The organism is Sorangium sp. So ce426 (genome assembly GCF_051475585.1).
Taxonomy (GTDB): Bacteria; Myxococcota_A; Polyangia; order Polyangiales; family Polyangiaceae; genus Sorangium; species Sorangium cellulosum_B.
This window is the reverse complement of sequence record NZ_CP150341.1, coordinates 7,487,322-7,511,303: the sequence shown is the minus strand read 5'-3', so window position 1 is coordinate 7,511,303 and position 23,982 is coordinate 7,487,322. Positions and strand designations below refer to the sequence as shown.

15 protein-coding genes are annotated in these 23,982 nt (G+C 71.7%); 6 read left to right on the top strand and 9 right to left on the bottom strand.

Going from position 1 to position 23,982, the window contains the following annotated elements:
* Position 1: 1 nt before the first annotated feature.
* Together WMF44_RS27915 and WMF44_RS27910 are read right to left on the bottom strand one after the other, a co-directional pair.
* Complete coding sequence (locus tag WMF44_RS27915) at positions 2–346, bottom strand: BMA_0021/BMA_0022 family TOMM bacteriocin (RefSeq protein WP_437293085.1); 345 nt, start codon at positions 344–346, stop codon at positions 2–4.
* Between the two features lie 256 nt (positions 347–602).
* Positions 603–4,832, bottom strand: a complete 4,230-nt coding sequence (locus WMF44_RS27910; protein WP_437293084.1) for a TOMM system kinase/cyclase fusion protein — start codon at positions 4,830–4,832, stop codon at positions 603–605.
* Between the two features lie 560 nt (positions 4,833–5,392).
* On the opposite strand from WMF44_RS27910, the gene WMF44_RS27905 reads away from it, so the two are divergent.
* Positions 5,393–6,256 (top strand): hypothetical protein, encoded by an 864-nt coding sequence (locus WMF44_RS27905; RefSeq protein ID WP_437293083.1) that lies wholly within the window; start codon positions 5,393–5,395, stop codon positions 6,254–6,256.
* 259 nt (positions 6,257–6,515) lie between these two features.
* On the opposite strand, the gene WMF44_RS27900 is transcribed toward WMF44_RS27905, so the two are convergent.
* The 5 genes from WMF44_RS27900 to WMF44_RS27880 form a co-directional block, all read right to left on the bottom strand.
* Positions 6,516–9,290, bottom strand: a complete 2,775-nt coding sequence (locus tag WMF44_RS27900) for a hypothetical protein (RefSeq protein WP_437293082.1) — start codon at positions 9,288–9,290, stop codon at positions 6,516–6,518.
* Positions 9,291–9,333: 43 nt separating this feature from the next.
* A complete protein-coding gene (locus WMF44_RS27895) occupies positions 9,334–9,459 on the bottom strand; it encodes a hypothetical protein (protein ID WP_437293081.1) in 126 nt (41 codons plus the stop codon).
* Between the two features lie 156 nt (positions 9,460–9,615).
* Positions 9,616–11,070, bottom strand: a complete 1,455-nt coding sequence (locus WMF44_RS27890; protein ID WP_437293080.1) for a HAMP domain-containing sensor histidine kinase — start codon at positions 11,068–11,070, stop codon at positions 9,616–9,618.
* 43 nt (positions 11,071–11,113) lie between these two features.
* A complete protein-coding gene (locus tag WMF44_RS27885) occupies positions 11,114–11,812 on the bottom strand; it encodes a response regulator transcription factor (protein ID WP_437293079.1) in 699 nt (232 codons plus the stop codon).
* 288 nt (positions 11,813–12,100) lie between these two features.
* Positions 12,101–13,114, bottom strand: a complete 1,014-nt coding sequence (locus tag WMF44_RS27880) for a hypothetical protein (RefSeq protein WP_437293078.1) — start codon at positions 13,112–13,114, stop codon at positions 12,101–12,103.
* Positions 13,115–13,185: 71 nt separating this feature from the next.
* On the opposite strand from WMF44_RS27880, the gene WMF44_RS27875 reads away from it, so the two are divergent.
* On the top strand, positions 13,186–13,479 hold the full coding sequence (locus tag WMF44_RS27875; RefSeq protein WP_437293077.1) for a hypothetical protein: 294 nt from the start codon (positions 13,186–13,188) through the stop codon (positions 13,477–13,479).
* 553 nt (positions 13,480–14,032) lie between these two features.
* Here the strand turns inward: WMF44_RS27875 and WMF44_RS27870 are convergent.
* Positions 14,033–15,106, bottom strand: coding sequence for a GDSL-type esterase/lipase family protein (locus WMF44_RS27870; protein WP_437293076.1), 1,074 nt, complete (start codon positions 15,104–15,106; stop codon positions 14,033–14,035).
* A gap of 930 nt (positions 15,107–16,036) precedes the next feature.
* On the opposite strand from WMF44_RS27870, the gene WMF44_RS27865 reads away from it, so the two are divergent.
* From WMF44_RS27865 to WMF44_RS27850, 4 genes are read left to right on the top strand one after another with little or no spacing between them, the layout of a single operon-like run.
* On the top strand, positions 16,037–16,768 hold the full coding sequence (locus WMF44_RS27865) for a sensor histidine kinase (RefSeq protein ID WP_437293075.1): 732 nt from the start codon (positions 16,037–16,039) through the stop codon (positions 16,766–16,768).
* Positions 16,765–17,664, top strand: a complete 900-nt coding sequence (locus tag WMF44_RS27860) for a hypothetical protein (RefSeq protein ID WP_437293074.1) — start codon at positions 16,765–16,767, stop codon at positions 17,662–17,664. The genes WMF44_RS27865 and WMF44_RS27860 overlap by 4 nt, the downstream gene beginning before the upstream one ends.
* On the top strand, positions 17,661–19,196 hold the full coding sequence (locus tag WMF44_RS27855) for a sensor histidine kinase (protein ID WP_437293073.1): 1,536 nt from the start codon (positions 17,661–17,663) through the stop codon (positions 19,194–19,196). Before WMF44_RS27860 ends, WMF44_RS27855 begins: the two co-directional genes overlap by 4 nt.
* Positions 19,197–19,210: 14 nt before the next feature.
* Positions 19,211–19,963, top strand: coding sequence for a response regulator (locus tag WMF44_RS27850; protein ID WP_437293072.1), 753 nt, complete (start codon positions 19,211–19,213; stop codon positions 19,961–19,963).
* A gap of 15 nt (positions 19,964–19,978) precedes the next feature.
* On the opposite strand, the gene WMF44_RS27845 is transcribed toward WMF44_RS27850, so the two are convergent.
* A complete protein-coding gene (locus WMF44_RS27845; RefSeq protein WP_437293071.1) occupies positions 19,979–23,923 on the bottom strand; it encodes a protein kinase domain-containing protein in 3,945 nt (1,314 codons plus the stop codon).
* Positions 23,924–23,982 lie beyond the last annotated feature (59 nt).

Genomic DNA, 23,982 nt, shown 5'->3' with positions numbered 1-23,982 from the left:
CTCAGCAGATGATGCAAGACGAGCCGGGGTCGCTCGTGAGCTCGGCCAGCGCGACGGGCTGATCCTTCAGCTCCGGCGCTGGTGGGATACAGAGTGTGATGGCGCCCGCCGACGGGTCCCAGCCCCTGCGCTGCTCGCAGAAGCGCAGCGCGTCGCCGCCCGGCGAGCCTGGCTCCCGCGCCTCGCGGATGGTGAGGTCGATCCCCGGCGGCAACGCATAGCCGCAGCGAGCCATCAAGTACCCCCGCGGGTCGCTCTTCAACCGATCGCGCTGCGTCGGATCTTCCCAGCAGAGCGCGACGGCGCGCAACCAGGCTCCTTCCAGCCCCAGGAGCCGTTCCTCCATCGCTCCTCGCTCGTGCAGGAGGCGCGCCTCCTCGTCGAGATGCGCGGGAGCACCGTCGGTTTCCGCGATCCTGGACATGTATTTGAATGATTGATGGGAAAACATGGCCACCTCCAATCGCCGGTGCCGCAGGCCCTGGCATGGGATATGGATCTCATTGAACCGGCGCCGCGCGTCGTCGAGCCCTTCGCGCATCCAATGCAAATGAACGCAGATCCAGATGCGCTGAAAGCGACCGAGGTGCCGCCGCGGCAGATCAATCGGTCACTTCCTGGAGCAGCGCTCGCGCCCTGGCAAAATCGGGAAGATCGGCGCACTCCACAGGCCAGTCGGTGAGCTGCCTCAGCAGGGGACGCGCCTCGTCGCGTCGGGCCTGCTGCACGAGCATCTGGCAGAGCGCCAGCGTCGAGCGCAGCTCGAACGTCCTCGCGCCCTGCTCCCGCGCGACGGCGATCGATCGCCGCAAGCACCGCTCGCTCTCCTGATCCGCGTCGGCGCCCAAGGCGTGAAGAGACAGCCCCTTCAGGCGGTAGAGCTCCGCGACGTAGTACACGTCCCCCGACTCCTCGGCGAGCAGCAGGCAGCCCGCGAGCTGCTCCACCGCGGCCTCGTGTTGCCCGCGCTCGGCCTCGAGCTCTGCCACGAGAGAGAGCCAGTACGGTAGGCCGCTCTGCTGGCCGCCGTCCCGGATCGTCTCGATGTGCTGCCTCAGCTGCTCGAGGTCTCGCTGCGTCCAGCAGCGCAGGGCCCAGCAGTGGGCCGTGACCCAGAGCTGATGATGCTCCGTCAGCTGGAGGAGGGAGTCGAGCATCGCGGAGACCTGCTCCCGTTCGCGGGCATAGTGGTAGACGCCGGCCAGGTGGAGCAGCGCCATCCCGAGGCTGTTCAGGTGATCGAGCTCGCGCGCCCACGCCACCGCGGCCTGCCCGTGGGCGAGCGCCTGAGCTGGACAGCCCATCAGGTAGAGCACCACCGCGAGCGTGTACTGGGCCCACACCTTGACGTCGACGCCGGAGAAGAACGCGTGCTCCCGATGTGCCTGAGGGTCGTAGAGCGCGATGCCGCCATCGAGTTGCTGGCGGGCGTCTGAGAGCTTTCCTTCGAAGAACGAGCACTGTCCCAGCAGCACCATCGACGAGACCAGCTGCGCGGCGTCCTGCGACCGCCTGGCCAGGTCGAGCCACCGCTCCGCTGTCGCCCGCGCCTCGCGGCGATGGCTCCGCATGTGGTGGTACCAGAACATCGCCCAGAGCGTCGGCGGGGTCATCGAGCTCTCCCCGAGCTCGTCGCTCAGCTCCTCGCAGCGGTGGACCGCCGCCTCGAGCTCCCTCGGCATGTACCCGCGCCGGCGTACGAGCGCCAGGATCAGCAGGCTGTTCAGGCGCAGCTCCGCCAGCGCGCGCTCCCGCGCGTCCGCGATCGCCGGCAGCCAGCCGAGCGCCTGCGTCACGTGGACGATCGCCTCGGTGTCGTCGGCGTTCGCGGGCCGCTTCAGCGCGCGCTCCGCCGCGATCTCCGCGTACGCGATCGCCCGCTCCAGCTGCTCGGCCGCCGCGTGGTGGTGCGCGAGCAGGTTGGGCCGCGCCGCGACGATCTCGGGGAAGCGCGCCTCGAGCGTCCGGGCGATGATCGCGTGCACCTTCCGCCGGCTCCGCTTCGAGAGCGACTCGTAGGCCGCGTCCCGGATGAGCACGTGCTTGAACTGGTACGTCGGGTTGCTCAGCCGCCGCTTCCTGTGGATGAGATCCGCGGCCATCAGCCGCTCGAGGTCCTCCTGGACCTGCTCCCCGCCGAGCGCGGACACGGCGCAGAGCACGTCCTGGCAGAACTCCCGGCCGAGCGCCGCGGCGATGCGGGCCGTCTCCTTGGCCCTGCCGAGCCGGTCGAGGCGCGCCACCAGGAGGCCCCGCAGCGTCGTGGGGATCGCGAGCTCCGAGAGCGGCTCGGCGAGGCGGTAGTGGTCCCCCTCCTCCACGAGCGCCCCGGACTCGAGCACCATCCGCGTCAGCTCCTCGACGTAGAGCGGGACGCCGTCGGTCCGGTCGACCACCTGCGAAAGCACGGGCCCAGGCAGGGCGCGGCCGCCGGCGAGGCGCGCCACCAGGTGCTCGACGTCCGACCGATCCAGGCGGCTCAGCTGGATCTGGAGCATGCCCGACATCGACCAGGGCGGCGAGAACTCGGGCCGCGCGGTGAAGACCGCCATCAGCCGCGCCGAGGGCACGTCGGCGATCATCACGCCCAGCCACTCGAGGGTCGTCGGATCGGCCCACTGCAGGTCCTCGACCATGAACAGGACGGGCTGCTCCTCGGCCATGTCGAAGAGCATCGTCACGAGCACGTTGAGCGTCCGCTCCTTCTGCCGCGGCGGCGGGTCCAGCGGGGCCGAGTAGCGCCCGTCCAGGGGGATCGACAGCAGCGCCGCCAGCAGCGGCACCATCTCCGGAAGGTCGAAGCCGCGGCGCGAGAGGAGCGCCTCGAGCCGGGCGAGCCGGCGCCCCGGCGCGTCGTCCCGGCCCGTCTCGATCAACCGCTCCAGGAGCTCGATCAACGGGTAGAGCGCGCTGCTCCGCTGATCGGGCACGCAGCGGCACTCCAGGCAGCTGTGCCGCTCGCCGTGGAGCCGCCGGACGAGCTCCCCGGTGAGGCGCGACTTGCCGATCCCGGGGCCGCCGGTGACGAGGATGCTCTGCCCGATGCCCTGCCGGACCTGGCCCCAGCGCTGGAGCAGGAGATCGAGCTCCTGGCTCCTCCCGATCGGCGGCTCGGTGTCGCGGCCGGCGATGTCCTGGTCCTGGGCCGGGGGAGGGATCTCCTGCCCCATGCGGTAGATCGCGAGCGGGCGCGCGACGGACGAGAGATCGGGCGGCGCCATCGGCTCGAGCGCGAACCGGCTCCGGAGCAGCCTGAAGGTCTCGCCGCTCACCACGATCGTGCCCGGCGCCGCGGCCGCGCTCAGCCGGGCGGCGATCTGCGGTGTCGTCCCGAGGTGCTGTGTGTACCGATGGAGCTGGCCGGCGACAACGAGGCCGGTGTGGAGCCCGATCCGGACCTCGAGCGCCACGCCCCGCGCCTCCGTGAGCCGCGCGCTGCGCGCCTCCACGTCCGCCACGACCTCGAGCGCCGCGCGGGCGGCGCGCCGGGCGTCGTCCTCCTGCGCGGAGGGATAGCCGAAGTGCAAGAGGATCTGATCCCCCAGCGCGCCCGCGAAGCGCCCCCGGTGGCGGCGGGCGATCTCGGCGCAGACGTCCTGTTGCTCGTCGAGCAGATCGTCGATCTCCTCGACGTCGGTTGTCTTCAGCCCCGGGCCCGAGGCCGTGAAGGTGCAGCAGACGACGGTGAGGGGCCGCCGCTCGCCGTCGGGTCGCTCCAGCGCCGGCGCCTCTGGCCCCGGCGGGGCCGGCGCGTCCACGCGCCGGGGCGTGGCCGGAGACGGCATCGTCTCGGCCGCCGCGTGGTCGCTCGGCGGCGCCCGGGGCTCCCGCGAGGGCGCGTCGATCGGCGCCGTCTCGCTCGCGACGACGCGCCACGGGCTCGCGTCCGCCGCGCCTCGTGTCGGGGCCGGCGGCGAGCGCGGCGCTCGCGCGGGCTCGACGAGGTCCTCGCGGCTCAGCGCGTCCACGTCGCAGGCCTCGAGCTCGCGCAGCAGGCTCGAGGCCGTGACGACGCGCGCGGCCATGTCCTTGAGGGTCGCGCGCCGGAGCAGGGCGCCGAGCGGGTGCCCGAGGAGCGCCGGGGGGATCGGGATCGGCTCGGGGCTGGCCTGCCGGAAGAGCACCTCTTGCAGCGATCTGCCGGTGATCGACGGCTTGCCGGTGAGGCACTCGAGGAAGACGAGCCCCCAGGCGTACAGGTCCGAACGCACGCTCACCGGCTGTCCGAGGAGCTGCTCCGGCGCCGCGTAGGCGGGCGTGCAGAGGATCTCGTTGCTCGGGGTGAGCTTGGGATCCACGCCCTCCATGGCCCCGGCGATGACCGCGCCGATGCCGAAGTCGAGCACCAGCGCGTTTCGCCGCGCCCCGGTCGAGACGATCATGATGTTGCTGGGCTTGAGGTCGCGGTGGACGACGTTCTGCGCGTGGGCGCAGCCGAGGGCGTCGAGGACCTGGAGCATCAGGTACCGCGCCTCGCGCGGATCGAGGGCGATCTCTTCGGCCAGCACCTCCGCCAGGTTCTGGCCGGGCACGAACTCGAAGATGGTGTAGAGGGTGCCGTCGTCCGTCTGTCCGGCGTCGATGAGCCGGACGATGTTGGGGTGGTGGAGCTGCGCGCAGAACCGCGCCTCCTGGTGGAAGCGGGCGCAGCGCCGCGCGACGTCGGCGGGCTTGCTGCCCCGGATCGGGTGCATGACCTTGATGGCCACGGTCTGTCCGGTGGCGAGCTGACGCCCCTTGTAGACGTCGGCGAAGCCGCTCTCGCGCAGCGCGGCGACGATCTCGTAGCGCTCCTGGAACACGGCGCCCGAGGCGATGGCGCTGCGGCTCATCCCATCTCCCTCCGCCGGGCGGCCCGGCGCGACCGGGGGAGCGGGCGTGATCGGGGAAGGGCGGCGCGCTGCGCCTGTCGGCCCGCCTCATCGATGAAGCGTCTGGACACACCGGCTGTCGATCTCGTCAGCACAGCTTGTCCGCGGCCGACCTCGCTGCTCACGTGGGTGCATATAGGGTGGAACTCCTTCGACGTCCGTCGATGCCGACCGGCTTCCGGCGCCTTCGGCGAAGAAACCCCCGGAAGACGCTCGCGCCCGGTCGGCTCCGTGGGGTGCGGCTCCGGAGGCGGGCAGACGTGCGCGGGCTCGACTCTCGCGGGGCGGCGGCCGAGCTCCGCCTGCATGTTCGCTTCGGCTACAATCTTCTATCGTGGCTGCTGTCGTGGCGACCGAGCAAGCCGCGGTGAACAGCGGCGAGTTGACCTCTGGCACGGCCGGTGAGAGGGCGGATACGCGGACTTCGTCGGCGCTCGACGCGCGCGGGGCGCCGAGAGCGTTCCTTGGGCGGTGAGCGACGATTCAATGCTTTTCAATCCTTTGTGGAAGGAGCACGAAACATGCTGAGGCAACTGGCGACCCACATCGTTTTGCTCGCGCTGGCGGCGGCTGGTCCGGTCGCGTGCGGGGGCTCGGGTGACAGCCCCGCGGACGCCGGCAGCGTCGCCAGCGGGAGCGGCGGCGAGGCCGCTTCCGGCGGACAGACCTCGGGAGGCGGCGCGACCGGCGGAGGCGGAGGCGGAGACGGTGGAACGGGCGGCAGCGCCTCGGGGAGCGGCGGCGCGGGCGCGGGCGAAGCGGGCGCGGGCGGCGCGGGTGACGGCGGCGCGGGTGATGGCGGCGCGGGCGCGGGCGGCGCAGGCACGGGCGGCGCGGGCGACGGCGGCGCGGGCGGCGCGGGCGGCGCGGACGGCGCGGGCGGCGGCTGCCCGGGGACGGGGGGAATCACCTACACGCTCGCGAAGGTCGCCTCGCCGACGGCGGAGCAGCAGTCTGCGTACGACAAGATCACGAGCGCGATGGACGAGGCGCTGTCGCACTACAACTGTCAAACGAGCATCGAGAAGCGCCTGTCGGTGTCCTACGTGCCGTCGGTCGCGACGGCGGACGGCAACGTCAATGGGTCCATCCGGTTCGGCGCGACGAGCTCCATGAACTACATCACCGCGATGCACGAGATCGGTCACACCCTGGGGGTCGGCAGCCGTGAGTTCGGCGCGCTGGTGGTGGACGGCGTCTTCACGGGCGAGGCGGCGACGCGCCAGCTCAGGGCCATCACGGGCAACGAGAGCGACGTCGTGCACGCGGACACGCAGCACTTCTGGCCGTACGGTCTCAACTACACGACCGAGGTCAAGTCGACGGACGATCTCGTGAACCACTGCAAGATCGTGGTCGCCATCCGCGAGGACATCGGGTTCTGACGGAGCGATTCCGCGGGGGTGAACCGGTGCGATCCGTCGGATCGCGAGAGCTCTCGCACCTGACGCATGAACGAACGTACCGGGGTCGTCGGACAGAGCCCAGCTCCGCCCGCCAGAAGTCCGGCCATCTCTGGCCGGACTTCTGCGCCGCTTCGCGGCGGCTTCGGGCGGGCGGCACTGGCTTTGTTTCCTCGGGCCTCCGCCCCGAACCCCAGCGCCGGCTTCGCGCCGCGGGCTCTGCCGATTCCAGGGCGACGCCTCAGTGAGCGCGGCTGGACGTCGCGCGCGCCGGGCCGACGCCACGGCAGTTGCCGGCGCAAAGCGTCGCCTGCAGGAAGTCTTCGCGGAGCTGCAGGTCGGTGGTGAGCAGGAACGGCGAGAGCCGGCCCGTGCCGTCCGAGCCCCCCGTGCGCAGCGGCGATACGTGGTAGAAGTTGTCGATCACCGGCGCCTCCGCTGCGTGACAACCGTTGCACGTCTGCTGGGCGAAGGCGTGGCGCACCTGCTCGCTGACCCCCGGGACCGTCCATTCGAAGTCCGCGTCCGACTCACCGCCGAGCATCCACCCAGGGACGATCGCGGTGCCAGCAAGGATCGCCGACGCGTTGCGGGAGACGTAGCTCGCAAGCTCCGCGGAGCGTTCGAACGCGAACGACTTGGCAGGCGTCTGCTTGGTGGTGGTGATCCGTAGGCGCGCCGGGCTGTCTGCGACCAGGTTGAACTCGCGCAGCTGCCAGGGGGAGAACAACGGATCGAGCAACTCGTTGGTGCGCAGCTGGCCGAGCGCGCTTCCGTTCACGCCGGCCAGGTTCGCGCCGCGCGCTGCGTACTGGTCGGTGATCATCTGCAGCCGCGCATTGTAGTTCTCGCCGAAGGGCAGCGTGCCGAGCGCGTGGAACCGCTGCGTCCACACCTCCCGCGACGCGCTCGCGGGCAGCTTGTACTCGAAAATGACGGTCATCGCCTGCGCGGATCCGCCCTGGTTCAGGCCGAAGACGAAGCGACCTTCACCCGCTCCGCCTCCCGAGGCGAGATCGATCCGGTTCACGATGGCGAGCAGCTTGAACGGGGATTGGCTGAGATCGATCTTGTTCGTCCCCGGGATCTTCGGCCATGAATCGATCAGCGCCATCACGTTCACCCGATCCTGGACGGGGTATTCATTGACGGTCCCCGCCGCGAACCCCTTGCTCAGCCAGCTCGCGACGAACTCCGACGGGTCCGCGCCCGGGGTCACCATCTGCTCCATGAGCCAGCGGAAGCTCCAGTGCCCGTTCTGCGCGCTGGAGGCGCGCACCGGATCGTTCACCACCGAGGGATTCACGATCATCAGCTCCTTGAACCGCGAGACGGTCTCCTCCGTGGTCCGGGCGCAGAACACGCCGGGGCCGATGGGATCGCAGGCGGCGCCGATGTCCCCCTGGAGCACCGTGTCCTCGAACAGCACGACCGGCGAGCTCGGGGTATCGCCGCTCCGGAGGTTGACCCGGTTCAGCCCGATGACCGGTGACGAGGAGGTGATCTCGACCCACCCGACCGAGCGTCCGTTGGCGGGATCCGAGGCCGGCAGCGAGAGCCACTCGGGATCGGCGCCCGAGCGCCACATGCCACGCCCGGCGATCTGCCGGGTGAAGAACGTCAGATCGCCCGAGCCGTCCACCTTGTGAATCCGGACGGTGATGGTCGCCGGGGAGCTGCTGGGGTTGTTGACGACCAGATCGGTCCACTGCGTGTATCCCGCCGTGCTCGGCCATTTCTTCAGGTAAAACGTCGCGAAGCTCTGGCTGCCGGTGGTCTGGACGAGCGGCTCGTCGTCGAACAGCTTGAAGGGCGAGCTGGCCGTGTTTCCGTCGCGGAACATCACCCGGTTGAGACCGAACACAGGCTGGCTCGCGGTGATCTCGGTCCAGCCGATGAGGCCGGCGGCGCTGGACCAGCTCGCGTCGCCGAAGGCGTTCCACCAGCCCATGGCCGGGATCGTCCTCGAGAACGAGGCGAGGTCCGGGAGGGTGCCGTCCGGCCGCCGCACGACGACGTTGATGGTCGTGGGCGTCGGGTTGGGATTGACGACGACGGGGTGTGACCACTGGGTGCTCGTCCCGCCCGCCGTCGAGCCCTTGAGGAAGAGGGGCGCGCGCAGGGTATGGGCGGCTCCGGCCTGGAAGCCGGAGTCATCGAGGAGGAGGGGCGACGCGTCGTACGTGGCGCCGCTGCGCTTCGCGAGCCGGCTGGAGGCGACGACCGGCGCGTCCGAGAGCACCTCGATCCAGCCGATAGCGCCGCCGTTGCCGGGGTCGGTGGGCGGGATGTTCAGCCACTCGGGTTTGCCGTAGGATGACCAGGAGCCCTTCGCGGGCACGGTGACGTTCCGGGTCGCGTGCACCCCGCTCCCGTCAATCTTGTGCACCCGCACCGTGACGTGCGCCGGCGCGGCGTTCGGGTTGTTCACGGTGACGTCCGTCCACTGGGTGACGCCGCTCATCCCCGTGGGCCAGTTTCGCAGGAAATAGGGAGAGAAGAGCCGCAGCGACGGGGAGTTCAGGAACGGAGCATCATTGAAGAGCGCGACCGGGGAGTTGAACGTCGTGCCCGTCCGCACGTCCAGCCGGTTGTTCGCCACCACGGGCACATCGGAGGTGAGCTCGATCCAGCCGGTCGAGCGATGGTTCACCGGATCTGTCTCCGTTGCGCCGAGCCAGTCTGGCTGGCCGTACGAGTTGTACCAGCCGCGCGCGGGAATCGTCTTCGAGAGCACGGCGAGCGTTCCGGTCCCGTCGTTGCGGTGGATGGTGAGCGTGACCGTGGCCGGGGTGGGGTTCGGGTTGTTGATGACGACGCTGGACCACTGCGTCCGTCCGTCGGTCGTCGGGACGTTCTTGAGGTAATCACCGGCGAACTGATGCGTGGAGCTGGCGATGGACTGTTGGGCGCTGCCGAGCGGCTCGTCCATCGTCCCGTCATCGTCGCCGCCTGCGCAGCCCGCGGCCAAAGCGAGCGCCCCGTACACGGCTGCTGTTCGTATGATCTTGAGCATGACTTCCTCTTTCGATGTTCGTTTTCAAGCGATCAGATGTGATTCATCCGTCTCGCGCGTCCGGCATACGCATGACGTCGAGCTTGCCGCTCGAGGTGCGCACGAGGCACGCCCGCGACGACTGGACCAGCGCCCTGGCCGACGCGTACCGGTCAGGAGCACAGACCACGAAGTTATCCGTCCGGTATCGATGGCCGCGCGTGCGCGCGTGACAGCCATCCCCTGGCGTGGCGTGGCCGGGGGGAGCCTCGCCCTCGGTGAGCGATCAAGCTAGGGTGCGACCTCTTCGACGCAGGAGAGGTTGCGCGACCGAGTTGAATGTACCTTAGCCGCGGCGTGAAACGTCGACGAGCTGGGTGTGTACGCCGTGTGAAAGCAGCGGGAGGCGGATGGTGAACATCGCTCCCTGCCCCGGTGGCGAGGCGACGGCGATGGATCCCCCGTGCGCCTCGACGATGGCCTTCGTGAGCGCGAGGCCGAGGCCGGTACCCCGGCCGCCGGGCCGGTCGGTGAAGAACCGGTCGAAGATCCGGTGCACGTTCTCGGGCGCGATCCCCGGCCCCGTGTCGCTCACCTCGATCTCGCACGCGCCCTCGACGGCGCGCACCCGGGTCACCACGGCGCCCCCCTCGCCGGCGAAGGAGACCGCGTTGTCGAGCAGATTGCGGAGCGCGACCTCGATCCGCCCAGCAATACCCAGGACCCTGGCGGGGGTAGCGTCAACCTCGAAGCGGAGGCCGGCGTGCCGCTCGTCGATGCGCATGGCATCGACCATCCCGCGGAGGAGCTCCGCGACGTCGATCTCGGCACGCTCCTCGTTGGGCAGGCCCGCCTCGGCGCGCGCGAGGTCGAGGAACTGGGTCACGAGCGCGTCCAGTCTGCGGCCACTCTCGAGCAGCGCACGGCCCAGGCGCTCCGCTCGCGACGCGGCGAGCGGCCCCCCGCGCATCGCGTCCGCGGCCGTGAGCACGACGGCGACCGGGCTCTTGAGCTCGTGCACGAGGTCTGTCATGAAGTCGTGATTGCGGCGATTTCGTTCGGCGATGGCAGCGAGGAGCGTGTTGAAAGCACCGGCGACATCGGCGATCTCCACAGGCCCGCGCAGATCGATGACCTCCCCCGACAGCGGCGTGCGGGCGCGTGAGAGCACCTGGTGCCGCAGCTCGTGGAGCGGCGCGATCATGCGCCGGACGAGCCAAGTCGCGACGAGGAAGCCGACCAGGAGCATGTATAAAGTATACTTGAGCACTGGATAGCGCACGTCGTAGAGCGCGAGGAACGCCAATCGCGCGCTTTTTTGCGAGAGCACTACCCGCGAGCCTCCTGGCCCCGCCGTCCGGATCGCCGTATGGCAGACGAGCAACGTGCCGTTGATCGTGCGAACGCAGCCATCGTCGCGGCCATCCGCGAGCGCACGACGGATCTCGGGACGCTCTGGAAGCGGCAGCGCTGCCTCCTCGTAGGTGCGCAGGGTCGGCGGGCCTTCGGGGCCCCAGAAGAGCTCGCCGATCCGGTCCCGGAGCGAGGTGGCGGGCTCATGATCGCAGTCCACGATCACGCGGCCGTCAGCGTCGATCACCCGAACGCGCACCTGGTTGTGAAGGGATGCCGCGTCGACCGCGGCGCGAAGCGCGCTCCCGTCGCGATCATCCATTTCCACGACGGCCTGGGCAGCCTCGGCGCCACGCAGGGCGCGCTCCTGGTTCCGGCGGATCGTCTCATCCGTACTGTCGAGGATCCTTGAAGCGAAGAAGAGCGCGGCGACGGGCAGCGCCAGCACGGTCAGGATCCCGGCGTAAGTCTGACGGCGTAGCGAACCCCTGCTAAGCACCAGGCTCCCTCCAGCGATAGCCCGCGCCGATGACGGTCTCGATGCGCTCGAACGCCGGGTCTATCACCTCGAGCTTGCGGCGCAGGCGCCGGACGTAGGTGTCGACGAGGCGTACGTCGACGGTGGAGTCGTCGCCGCGAGCAAGATCGAGGAGCCGATCACGCGAGAAGACCACGCCTGGCCGTGCCGCAAGCGCCTCGAGGAGCCGAAACTCGGTGAGCGTGACGGTGATCGGCGCGCCGCGGTAACGCGCTTCTAGCCGCTCCGGGTCGAGATCGAGCGCTCCGACTGCCACGACGCGGCGTGCGTTCGGCGAGCCCGCGCGGATCTCCTGCCGCCGGAGGAGAGCGTTGACGCGCGCGAGGAGCACCCGGGTGCTGAAGGGCTTGACCACGTAGTCGTCTGCTCCGAGTTCCAGGCCGAGCGCCTGGTCGATCTCGGCGTCGCGCGACGTGAGCAGGACGATCGGAACGAGGTTCTTGGCCTCGCGCAGGCGACGGCAGAGGCTGAAGCCGTCGAGGCGTGGCATGTTCACGTCGCTGATCACGAGATCCGGCACGTCGCGCTCGATGCGCCGGAGCCCATCGAGACCGTCGTGCGCCCGGAGGACCGCGTGCCCGGCGTCCTCGAACGCGAGCGAGAGCACGTCGACGAGCGCGGCGTCGTCCTCGATGAGAAGAATCCTTTTCATGGGTATCACAAGTCTCGCGAGGGCCTGAATCTCGTCCTCGCGGCGGGCCGGACGAGGTGACCCGAGGGTAACACGGCGTCCTGGTCGCTGAGGGCGCGCGCGCGGGACGCGACCGCATCGCGCCGCGTCCACCGCAGCCCGCCCTAGGTGCGGGGGCATCGCGGGCGCGAATTGCGGCGTGTCCTCGTGCGCCTCCTCCGAGGCCTCGGGTGCGGGCGCCCCCGGGCGAGCGCGCAGCGGGCGAGCACGCTGCGCGGCGAGCGCGCCCCCGGCGCAAGCGCGGGCGGGTCAGTACGTGAGCGAGGGCGTCGTGCAGCCCAGGCCGAAGGCGCCGATGGCTCCGCCCTCGACGACGGTCTGAACGAGGTTCGCGACCTGGTCTGCACCGCAGAAGGTGTCCGGGAACTCGCCGCCGCCGTCGCCGCCCACGCCGTCCGGCCACGTGACGGGGCCGATCTCGACGCGGAGATCGCCGGGAGGTCCCGTCACGAGGAGCGGCGCACAGGCGATGAAGAGGAGATCGAGGTACCTGCCGGATGAGCCGCTGAAGCCCACCACCACCTCGTTCTCCGGGCACACCATCTCCCAGGGCTCGGGGCCCTCGCTGCCCCGGAAAGGGGTCACGTCGCCGGGCATCGTGGTGATGGTGTACGGGCCGTCTCCCGTGAGCTCCAGGTGGCCGCACTGCGCCTGGATCTTGGCATGGATGAGCGACTCCCCCAGCGGTCCCAGGGACCCTCGAAACCCGAGGAGCACCTGGCTCTCCGGGCACCGGTCCATGGCAGGGGTGGCCGTACCGGGGCTGCCGCGCAGCTCGGTGTAGGTCTGCTCCACGACGTCGACGCCTGTCGGCGCCGGGCACGGCTCCCCGTTGCACGCGCCGCCGCCGCCCGCGCCGCCGCCGCCCGCGCCGCCCGCCGCGCCGCCGCCGCCCGCGCCGCCCGCCTCACCGCCGCCACCGCCCAGCCCGCCACCCCCATCGCCAGGCGGGGCGCCGCCTCCTCCGCTGGCGCCCACGCCGTCGAAGGTCAGGCTGCCGATACCCGAGATCGCATTGCATCCGGCGAGGACGAGACCGGAGATCAACGCGGAGAGGCCGAGCAGATGGCGCGTCACCGAGATCAAGTACCCGATCCGCGTCCGGACCGGTAGCTGCTCGCCCAAATGCCGCGCGGGCTGCTCGAGGAGATCCCGAAGGTCACGCATCGCGGGCATGCTGACAAGGATGTGCCGATAGACACGTGGGTCGTGCACGCGCACGCGCACGCGCACGAACACGCGCACGAACACGAACACGAACACGAATACGCGTTCGTGCCGTGTGATGGCCTGCCCCTTTCCCTTGTGGGGAGGCGTACATATGCGACGCTGGGGTGAACTTCACCGAATTCCCGGCCGGGTTGCCGCGATCATCAACACTCGGGGATGAGCGGCGAGAAACGATTCCCGAACAGATCCTCCTGCGTCTTCTCGAAGCAGCGGCAATAGGCCGCAGCTGGGGCTCGACGTCTCCAAAGGGTTTGGATTTTCTTCCCTACATGGAGGCTTCCCGAGGCTGCACAGCAGCAGTGACGGCCATGCGCAGGCGTCGAGCCATGGTGACGCAGGCCACCAGCTGGGCGCGCAAGGAAGCGCTCGAGCTGCACAGGAGCCCTGACATTGTATGATAGGACACCAAAATGCATGTGCAGGAGGGCTGCCGGGGCTGCGCAGGAGCCCTGCGATCCTGCGATAGGACGCCCAAATGGGTGCGCGGGAGGGTCGCCTGGGCTGCGCAGGAGGACGCCGAGGCCGCACAGGAGGCGGCCGGGGACCGCGCAGCAGGGCCGCCGGGGTTGCACAGGAGGGCGCCGAGGCCGCACAGGAGGCGGCTGGGGACCGCGCAGCAGGGCCGCCGGGGTTGCACAGGAGGACGCCGAGGCCGCACAGGAGGCGGCCGGGGACCGCGCAGCAGGGCCGCCGGGGTTGCGCAGGAGGAGGCCGAGGCTGCACAGGTGTACGAGCGGAGCCCTGGTAACACTTCTGACCGGGAGCTGCGGTGACACTTCCTTGAGCCACGGGGCCCTGCTCCGGGAGGACTGGAAACAGGGACCGGATCCTCGTCGACGCGACACGCTCGCCGCACGTTCTCGGACCGCCAGGATCGAACCACGAACCGCTCCCCGTTGTCGCGGTACACACGCGGCTCTCCTCATGATCCGGCGCGCGCGCCGGCGGGGATCACTCGAGGTACGCGGCCAGGCCGAGCTTCTGATCGCGCACCGCGCCGGCCATGACCTTCGCGATCTGCTCCGCGCCGGAGCGCGAGAAGTGCGTGTGATCATCGCAGAAGAACTCGCCCACGGGGCCGCTGGTCGTCGCGCTCACGTCGCCCCCGGGGACCGGGCAGAAGCCCAGGGAGCCGTAGAGCGCGACGCTGAGCTCGTGCAGGTCGATCACCGGCACGCCGTACTCCTTGCCCGCCTCGTGGGTCGCGGTCACGTAGCCGCCGCGCGTCCCCCGGGCCGTGCTCCCGCTGCAGGAGATCGCGCTCACGGGGGTCACGAACACGGGCTGGGCGCCTCGCTCCTCCGCGGCGCGGGCCATCATCCCGTAGCTCGACTTGAAGGCGTCGAGCCCCACGTGCCGATCGCACGTGCGCGAGCCGTCGTTGATGCCGAACTGGATGAACAGGTAATCGCCCCGCTTCATGCCGTCGAGCATCTGGACCCACCTGGCCTGCAGCACGGGCTCGCCGCTCGAGTCGCGCGCGAGCTCGCACTCCCCCGCGCTATCCATGGTGGTCTGCACGTTGTAGAGCCACGTCCGCACGCTGCGGCCGCCGACGGCGCTGTTCACCACGGTGACCCGGTCGTCGAAGAGCGCCGCGAACCGGCCGCCCCAGCCGGCCGGGCAGGGGGTCTGCCCGTTGGCGACCGTGGAGTCCCCCGCGATCCAGATCGTGATGTCCGGCAGCGGCCCCGCGCCGCCCGCGCCGCCCGCGCCCGCGCCGCCGCTGCCGCTCGGCCCACCTGAAGATCCCGCCGAGCCTCCCGAGCCGGCGGGCGCGTCGCCCCCGGCCCCCGCGCCGCCCGTGGAGCCGGCCGAGATCGCGCTGCTGCCCGCGCTCGCGCTCGATCTGCTCCCTTCCGGTTGCGAGCTCCCGCCCGCGCCGCCCGTCCCCCCGCCTCCGCCGGCGCCGCCCGCGCCGGTCTCCGGATCAGGGGAGCAGGCGGCGGTGAGCAACGCGAGGCAGGACACCCGGGCAAGCATCCGGCCGCGCGCGCGCGCGGCCGATCGAACGTTCCAGTCCATGAACATGCCTTTCCTCCAGTCACGACACGAGCATCAGCCCATCCACGCCGGATGGAGCTGGCCCGTCGCCTCCCGGTCCCGCAGGCCGCCAGGGCACGCTCGGTCGAGGAGCCGGGCCCGCGGCACGACGAGCGCGCACCGCCGCGGGCGCAGGGCGCGCCGCGAGCGGCAAGGCAACGCCGGCGAGGCGAGCGGCGGGGGCGACGGGGGGCGAGCACGGCTCGCGTCACTGTGTCGGGAACGGCTCCCAACCAATCACGGACAGGAGTTTTTTTTCGGATCTGCGTGCCGGGGTGCGCTCCGGAGCACACCCATCGCAAGTCTGAAGCAGTGGCGGAATCCAGGCCCAGGCGAGCGCCGGCGCGAGCGCGCCCGTCTGTCCACCCGCCGCACCGACGCCGCGCTCGTGGAGAGGAGACCCGCGGCGGTTCGTTCACGACACATGGCGATGTCCGGCGACGGATTGGCACAGTTGGCTGTGCTCCCAGGGCAATCACGCCGATGCAGGGCAGCGCAGCGCAAGGAGCATGAGGGCGGAAGGTGGACGGAAATCCGTTGAACGGAGATGTGCTGTGGAAGGTATTATTATGCCGTTGACTGACACAAACTTTGTCACGTATGTTTATCAAGGGTGACGCTGGTTGAGGGGTGGCGTCGCACCAAGCGTGTAGACGTGCAGACGTGACCGATGGCACGGATCGGCCAGGCGCGCTCTCGTGCGCCCGCGACGCAGCGGCGCGAGGCTCGGGTGCGCCATGGCCCCAGGGAGACGGCGCTTGTGTCAGTGTCTTTAAGAACTCATTCCAAGCTCTCTCACGGTCGAGGCGACGGCGGCCTCGGCGCGATGGTGCAGAGAAGGGTTCGAGTGCTGCTCGCTGGCGGCGACGGGCGAGCCGCGCTGCGCGCGAGGGCCGAGGAGGGTGGATCGGCATGAACAGCTGGGATCCCCTGGGTGCGGCGGAGCAGGCCGCGGTCGCGGACGAGATCCTGTCCGTGCTGCGTCACGACCTGCGCAACCGCTTTGCGATCGTCCGGAATGCGTCGTTCTACATCAAGCGGAAGGTCGCGCGAGACGCGGCCTACACGGCGGATCCGAGGATCGAGGAGTTCTTCGGGATCATCGAGGAGGAGGTGATCGCGGCGAGCGCGCGGCTCGAGGAGTCGGTCGACGCCGCGAGGCTCTTCACCCGCAGGAGCGTGTGCGTGAGCGCGGCGGGCTGCGTGCGCCGCGCGGCGGCGTGCGCGCGCATCGGCGCGTCCGGGGCCCGCATCGTCCTCTCGGCTCAGGACGGCGACGTCGAGGCGGACCCGATCGAGCTCGCCGTCGCGGTGCGGTGCCTGATCGAGAACGCCGTGGAGTCGACGCCGGGGGACGGCGTGGTCACGGTCCGGGGCACCTCGAGCGCCGCGCGGTACTGCATCGAGGTCACGGACGCGGCGACCGTCCCCTGCGAGTCGGACAGCGAGGCGATCCTGCGGCCGTTCTACACGACCAAGCCGGGTCACTCCGGCCTGGGGCTGAACATCGCGAGGCGGGTCGCCCGTCGCTACAGCGGGTCGCTCGCCGTCGAGCCCCGGGCACACGGCTCGTCGGTCGTCATCGCGCTGCCGCTCGCCGCCGCGCCGGTGCTCCGTGGCGCCGGATCGGAGCCGGCGCCGTGAGCGCGGGCGGTCCGCCCGCAGGGCGCGCGCCGGAGGCCCGGGAGCCAGCGGCCGGGCCCTCCGCGCGGCGGGCGCGCCCCCGGGCCTCGCTGGTCTCGCTCCTTATCGCGTCGACGGCGGCCGCGCCCGCGGAGCCGGAGCGGACGGAGGCAGAGGACGAACCGGCGCGGCCGCCGATCGAGGAGCTTTTCCTCGGCGAGACGGCCTTTCCGCAGGAGGCGCTCGAGCTGCAGATCACGAGCGCGCCGAGGTGGGAACGCGACGGGCGCCAGGTCGGCTTCCGCGTCCCGCTGCTGCTGGAGCTCGGGATCACCGATCGCCTGCAGCTCGGGGGAGAGCTCCCCCTGGAGCTCGCGCGCCAGGACAGCGGCGTCGTGGCCGGGCTCGGCTCTGTCGAGCTGGAGGCCCTGTACAACCTCGTCAACGAGCGGGGGCTCGGGCTCGCGCTGTCCGCGGGGCTCGGGGTCGGGCTCCCCGCCGGCGCGCGCGAGCTCGGCGCGCCGGGTTACGCGCTGGAGCCGTTCGTGAGCCTCGACAAGGCGATCGGGGGCGTGCACGTGGGCATCTCCGCGTCGGCCGAGATCCGGCTCCCGGCCGCCGGGAGCGACGCCACGGAGCTCAGCCCCGGCGCCTCGCTGGGCTTGATCCTGCCGCTCGGCGACGTGGTGCCGACCATCGAGCTCGCCGCCGAGATCGAAGACACGACGTCGCTGCTCCTCGCGCCCGGCGTGCTCTGGCACCCGGCGCCCGGCCTGGAGCTCGGCGCAGCGCTCGAGCTCGGCCTCGCGGGGGAGGCGCCCGACGCCGGGCTCATGCTCCTCGTCACGCGGGAGTTCGAGCTCGCGGGCGACGGCGACGACCACGCGAAGCACGCGAGCAGGAGCCGCTCCCCATGAGCATTCGAGCCACACTGGCCGCCATCTTCGGCGTCGCGCTGGCGGCGGTCCTCGTCGCCGGCGGCGCCTTCTACTTCGCCGTCGCGGAGATGCTCGTCTTTCAGCGGCGCGCCGAGGCGTCCTACGACGACCTGAAGCTGCACGTCACCCTCGCCAGCAACGCCAGCCGCTACATGAACGAGGCGGTCAAGTCGGTGCTCCACGGCAGCGTCAGCGAGGAGCTCACGAGCGCGGCCGAGGCCACGGAGCGCGATCTCGACGCCATCGAGGCGCGCAAGAGGGCGATGATCGCCGACGAGGAGATCAGGGAGAGCGACGAGGAATCGGCGGAGGAGATCGAGCACATCGGCTTCATGCGAGCGAGCTTCGAGCGCATCGTCGAAGGCGTGGCGGCCGCGACCCATGTCGAGCGCGAGCGCACGAACGAGCGGCACGAGATGCTCGTGCAGCTCTCCGACCGCGAGTACAAGGCGGGGTTCCTCCCGCACATCAGCGCGGCCGTGCGCGACGCGGAGCGCGACGTGGCCAGGATCCTCGACGACGAGCGCCACCTCCGGGCGCGGGTGGCGTTGCTCGGCGCGGCGGCGACCGGCGGCGCGCTGCTCGTCCTCGTCGTGCTGCTCGGGCGGCTCCTCCGCTCGGTGGACCGCGGCTTCAACTCGCTGATCGACGGCTCCCGGCGGATCGCCCAGGGAGATCTCGGGCTGCGCCTCTCGGTGCTCGACGAGCACGAGTTCGGTCGCATGAGCGCGGCGTTCAACGAGATGGCCTCCAGCCTCCGCGACGCCCAGGAGGCCAGGATGCGCATGGAGAAGCTCGCCGCGGTGGGGCAGCTCGCGGCGAGCGTCGGGCACGACCTGAGGAACCCGCTCGGCGCCGTCCGGAACGCGACCCATTACCTCAAGAAGCGGATTGCAGGGACCGAGCTCGGCGCGGAGCCCCGCGTGGCGCAGTTCCTCTCGATCATCGAGAAAGAGCTCGCGGCGTGCGCCAGGATCATCGGCAACCTGCTCGACTTCGCGCGCGAGCGGCGGCCGTGCTTCGCGGCGTGCGCGCTGAGGCCCCTCGTGGACGACGCCATCTCGGTCGTCGAGATCCCGCCGCGCGTGCGCGTCGACAACGACGTACCGGACACGCTCCCCGTCGTGGAGATCGACAAGGACCAGGTCCGGCAGGTGCTCGTGAACCTGATCCAGAACGCGGCCGAGGCGATCCCGGCCGAGCGCGAGGGGCGCGTGCGCATCGCCGCGGAGCGGACGGGCGACGGGGTGACGCTCTCGGTCGCCGACGACGGGACGGGCATCTCCGAGGAGACGCTCGCGCGGATCTTCGAGCCGCTGTTCAGCACCAAGCTGAAGGGGACGGGCCTCGGCCTGGCGATCAGCGCCGGGATCGTGGAGCGGCACGGCGGCACGATCGAGGCGACGAGCGCGCTCGGCGACGGCACGACCTTCGTCGTGCGGCTGCCGGTGCGCGAGGCGCCCGAGGCCGCGGAGCCAGCGCTGACGCCGACCGGAACCCAGGGCGTATGACGGGGGGGCAAGCCATGCAGGTGCAGGAGCCCGCGCAGCGGGGCAAGCGGGTGCTCGTGATCGACGACGAGGAGGGCATGCGCGTCACGCTCGCCGCCAGCCTCGAGCTCGAGGGCTACGAGGTGGTGGAGGCGAGGGACGGCATCCACGCGCTCGAGCTCGTCCGGCAGCAGGCGTTCACGCTGGTCATCAGCGACATCCGCATGCCCGGGCTCAACGGCGTCGAGACGTTCCGGGAGCTCAAGAGGATCCAGCCGGAGCTCACCGTCGTGCTGATGACCGCGTTCGCGCTCGAGAGGCTCATCGAGGAGGCGATCGCCGAGGGCGTGTACACGGTGATCCACAAGCCGTTCTCGATGGACCACCTCGCGCGCATCGTCGCCCGCGCGGTGGACTCGCCGGCCGTCCTCGTGGTGGACGACGTCCCGAAGGTCGCCGACTCGATCGTGGCGGTGCTCCGGGCCGCGGGGCTGTCGGCCCACGCCGTCCACGATGGGCGGGCCGCCGTCCAGCACGTCGTCGAGCGGGGCATCGACGTCTGCGTGCTCGATCTCGTGATGCCCGATCAGGACGGCGTGACGACGTGCGCGCAGATGCGGGGGCTGAAGAAGCGCGTCACGGTGATCGCCATGACCGGGCACGCGGTCCCGGAGATGGTCAGCGCGATCATGAGCAAGGGCGGGTACGCGTGCCTGCACAAGCCGTTCGACGCGCGCGAGCTCATCCACACGATCGCCCGCGCGCGCGGGGACGCGGCGCATGGATGAGCGCGCGCGCCCGCCTCACGCGGGCGAGCGCCCGGCCGGGGAGGGGATCTCGCCGAGCCACGCGCGCGCGAGCGAGAGCGTGCGGGCGTTGGCGGAGACGTCCTCGAGGAAGCCCCTCCTGAACGCGGGGTCGCCGATCCGGTCGGCGCGCGCGAGCAGATCGTCGCGCGCCGCGCGGAGGATCTCGCGGGCCTCCTCGACGTCGCCCTTCGCGCGGAGCGCCTGGGCGTAGAGCGCTGGGAGCGCCTCCTGACGAGGCGTGAAGACCACGCCGGCGCGCCGGTCCGCCGCGAGCGCCTCGCGGGCGAGCGCGGCCGCTTCCTCCGCGCGCCCCTGCCGGAGCCGGATCTCGGCCATCAAGGACAGGTGCGTCGCCTGGAGCGGCGGCATCAGCGCGGCCGGGTCCCCCACCGCGCGGAGCTCCTCCTCCGCCTCGACGAGCTCGCCCCGGAGGCAGCGCGCCTCGACGCGGAGCAGGCGCGTCGTCGCGCTGCGGCTCCTGGCGATGGGCGTCGTGGCTTCCCGCTGGAGCGCGGCGCCGGTTTGCTCGAGCGCCTCCGTGAGCCTCCGCCGCTCGAGGAGCGAGACGATCCGGAACGTCAGCGCGCGGCTCGAGACGAAGCCGGGCGCGCCCTCCGCGGCGAGCACGCGATCGAGGTGCTGCTCGGCGGCGTCGAAGGCGCCGAGCCACACGCAGTCCATGGCAGCGAGCACCGACGCCACGAGCCCGTAGAGGTGATGGCCGAGCGACTCGAAGTGCCGCACCACGGCGAGGTGCGCGTCGAGCGCCCCCCACGGGTCGCCCGCCGCCTGGCACAGCCAGGCGCCCCGCGCGATCCGGACGCAGATCTCGGCGTGACGATCGCCCGCGAGCGCCGTGGCGACGTCGCCCTCGAGCCGGCTCAGGTAGCGCTCGGCCAGATCGGGCCTCCCTTCCCACAGCAGGCAGAGGATGATCCGGCACGCGAGCTCCGCTCCCCGGAGATCGGCGGGGAGATCCGCTGGATCGAGCCGCGGGAGCAGCGCGTCGAGCGCCGCCCGGTCGTCGAAGCTCACGACGTAGCCCAGCGCGCCGATCAGGGCGCGCCGGTAGGTGTGACTGCCGGGGGCGGAGGCCTCGAGCGCCCGGAGCGCGGCCCTGTAGGCCTCGTCGTGGGCGTCGCTCCAGAGGAGGCCGTCCATCTGGCGCACATGGAGAGCGGCCAGCGTCTCTCCCGTGGCCCCGCAGTCGAGCCCCTTCTGCGCGCGCGCGAGCGCCGCGGGCACGTCGGCGCGGCGCAGCGCGAGCTCGGCCGCGCGCAGGTGCTGCTCCGCGGCGCGCGCGGGGTCGTCGCCCCGCGCGAAGTGGTCGGCCAGCACCATCGGATCCTGCTCGCCGGCCTCGATCAGCCACTCGCCGGCGAGCCGGTGGCCGAGCGCCCGGTCGCGATCCGTCAGCATCGCGTAGGCCGCCTCCCGCAAGAGCGGGTGGCAGAAGGCGATCTCCTCCTCGCCCGCGAACCGGGAGCTCGGCCGTCGCTCGATGATCTCGCGCTCGACCAGCTCGGCCCACGCGTCGCGCTCGCTCGTCCCCGGCGCACCGGCGCCGAGCAGCGCGCGCACGCCGCCCACCCAGGCGACCTCCCCGAAGACGCTCGCCGCCCGCAGCTGCCGCCGCGCCTCGGGCCCGAGCGCCGCGAGGCGCGCCTCCGCCATGCCCAGCACCGTCTCCGGCAGCGCGCCGCCGCGCCCCTCCGCCAGGGCCCGGATGAGCTCCTCGAGATAGAAGGCGTTGCCCCCGGCCCGCTGGACGAGCGCGGAGATCTCCCCGGGCGCGAGCTGCCTGCCCGCGCCGCCGAGCGCGCTCCGCACGAGCTGCTCGGCCGCGCGGGCGGGCAGCTCGCGCAACCGGAGCTCCGAGAGGCCCCGCTCGGCCCAGAGCCTCGGGAAGACCGCGTGAACCTCGGGCCGGGCGAAGGCGAGCAGCGCGTACGGCCGGTCGCCGAGCTCCCGCAGCGCCCGGTCGAAGATCCCCATCGAGGGCGCGTCCCCCCAGTGCAGGTCCTCGAGCACGACGAGCACGGGGCGCGCGGCCGTCACGGCGCGCGCGTAGTCGAGGTACGCGCGCTGGATCCCCTCGGCCATCAGCGCCGGGTTGTGCCGCGCGGCCCGCAGCGCCGGCAGATCCTCGTCGGGGAGGGGGGCGACGCCGAGCAGCTCGCCCAGGAACCCGCCCACCCGCAGCCCTCCCTCGCCAGAGAAGAGCGGCGCGAGGGCCTGCGCGAGCTTCCGTCGCCGCGCGTCGACGGCCTCGCCCGCGGCGATCCCGAGCGCGCCCCGCAGCGACCCGGCGAGCATCGCGAACGCGGCGCCCGTGCCGATCGAGTCGCCGCGGACGACGCTCAGGCTCACGTCGGGGTGGCGCTGGCGCAGCACCTCGACGGCCTCGTGGCGCAGGCGCGACTTGCCCATGCCCGCCGCGGCGGTCACCAGCGCCACCGCGGCGCGCCGCTCGGCGAAGCTCTCGTCGACGAGGTCGAGCAGGTGGCGCAGCTCCCGCTCGCGCCCGACGTGGGGGCTCGGCTTGCCCAGGAGCTTGCGCGGCCCCTCGCCGATCTCGCGCTCCGCCCTGAGCCAGGAGAGCCCGCCCCGCTCCACGACCTCGAAGCGCACGTCGAGCAGGGCGCGCGTCACCGCGTCGATGTGGACCCCCTCGCGCAGGCTCTCCGCGCGGCCGGTCGCGGCGGCCTCGTCGAGCAGGGCGGCCGCCCTGTCCAGCACCTCGCTGAGCGGCGATCGACCCGCCGGCTCGCCCCACCCCGTCACCAGCACGACCGCCGCGCCGGGGAGCTGCGCGCAGATCTCGAGCGCGCAGCGCGCCACGAGCGCCGCCTGGTCGGTCGCGCTGCCCGCGCTCACCACGAGCGTCACCACCATCCCGTCGCCGAGCTCTTCGACCTGCGCGCTCAGCGGCATGGCCGCGCGGCGCACGACGGCGAGCGTGTTCGGCGGTGACGCGTGCAGATCGAGCGACTCTGTCGACTCGAAGAACGAGGCTTGCGCCGGCCGGACCGCCACCATCGAGACCAGGCGCTTCTCGCCCGTGGTGATGACCGCGCCGGGAAGGGGGGCCGAGGACACCTTGCTCCTCGTCCAGGCGCCGAGCGTGTCCAGGGTGCGCGCCACGGCCGCGCCGTCCTCGGGCCGCGCCGAGGGATCCTTGGCCAGCATCTGCGCGACGAGCTCGTCGAGCGCGTGGGGCACGTCGGGCCGCAGCTCCCTCGCCCTCGGCGGCTCCTCCAGGAGCAGCTTCCACACGAGCGCCATCGGGTGTTGCTTGCGGAACGCCGGCTTCCCGGTGAGGCACTCGTAGAGCACGCATCCGAGCGAGAAGATGTCCGCGCGCGCGTCGAGGGTGTCCCGCTCGCCCCGCGCCTGCTCCGGCGCCATGTAGCCCAGCGTGCCCAGCACCGCCTCCGTCCGCGTCAGCCGCGTCGAGGCGTCCGCCAGCTGCGCGATGCCGAAGTCGAGGAGCTTGACCTTATCGAGCGCGCGTTCGACCAGGAAGAGGTTGCTGGGCTTGATGTCGCGGTGCACGATCCCGCGCGCGTGCGCCGCGCCGAGCGCGTCCGCCACCGTCCTCACGAGGGCGATCGACTCGTCGATGCGCAGCTCCTGCCGCGCCAGCCGATCCGAGAGGCTCTCGCCGGAGAGCCACTCCATCGCGAGGTACAGCTCCCCCGTCGGCGCCATGCCGTGCGTCGCGTAGCGCACGATGTGGGGGTGCTCCAGCCGGGAGAGCGTCTCTGCCTCGCGGAGAAAGCGCGCCTGCGCGCGCGCGTCCGCCGCCTTGCGCAGCAGCTTGACGGCGACCACCGTCCCGCTCGAGCGATCGAAGGCCCGGTAAACGGTGCCCATGCCTCCGGATCCGGCGATCTCCGCCAGCTCGAAGCGGCCGTCCAGCAGCCTGCCAGGCAGCATGCGCGTGAAGGATGCACTCTCCTCGGAGCGTGAGGCAAGGCGGACGAACGGTGCAAATG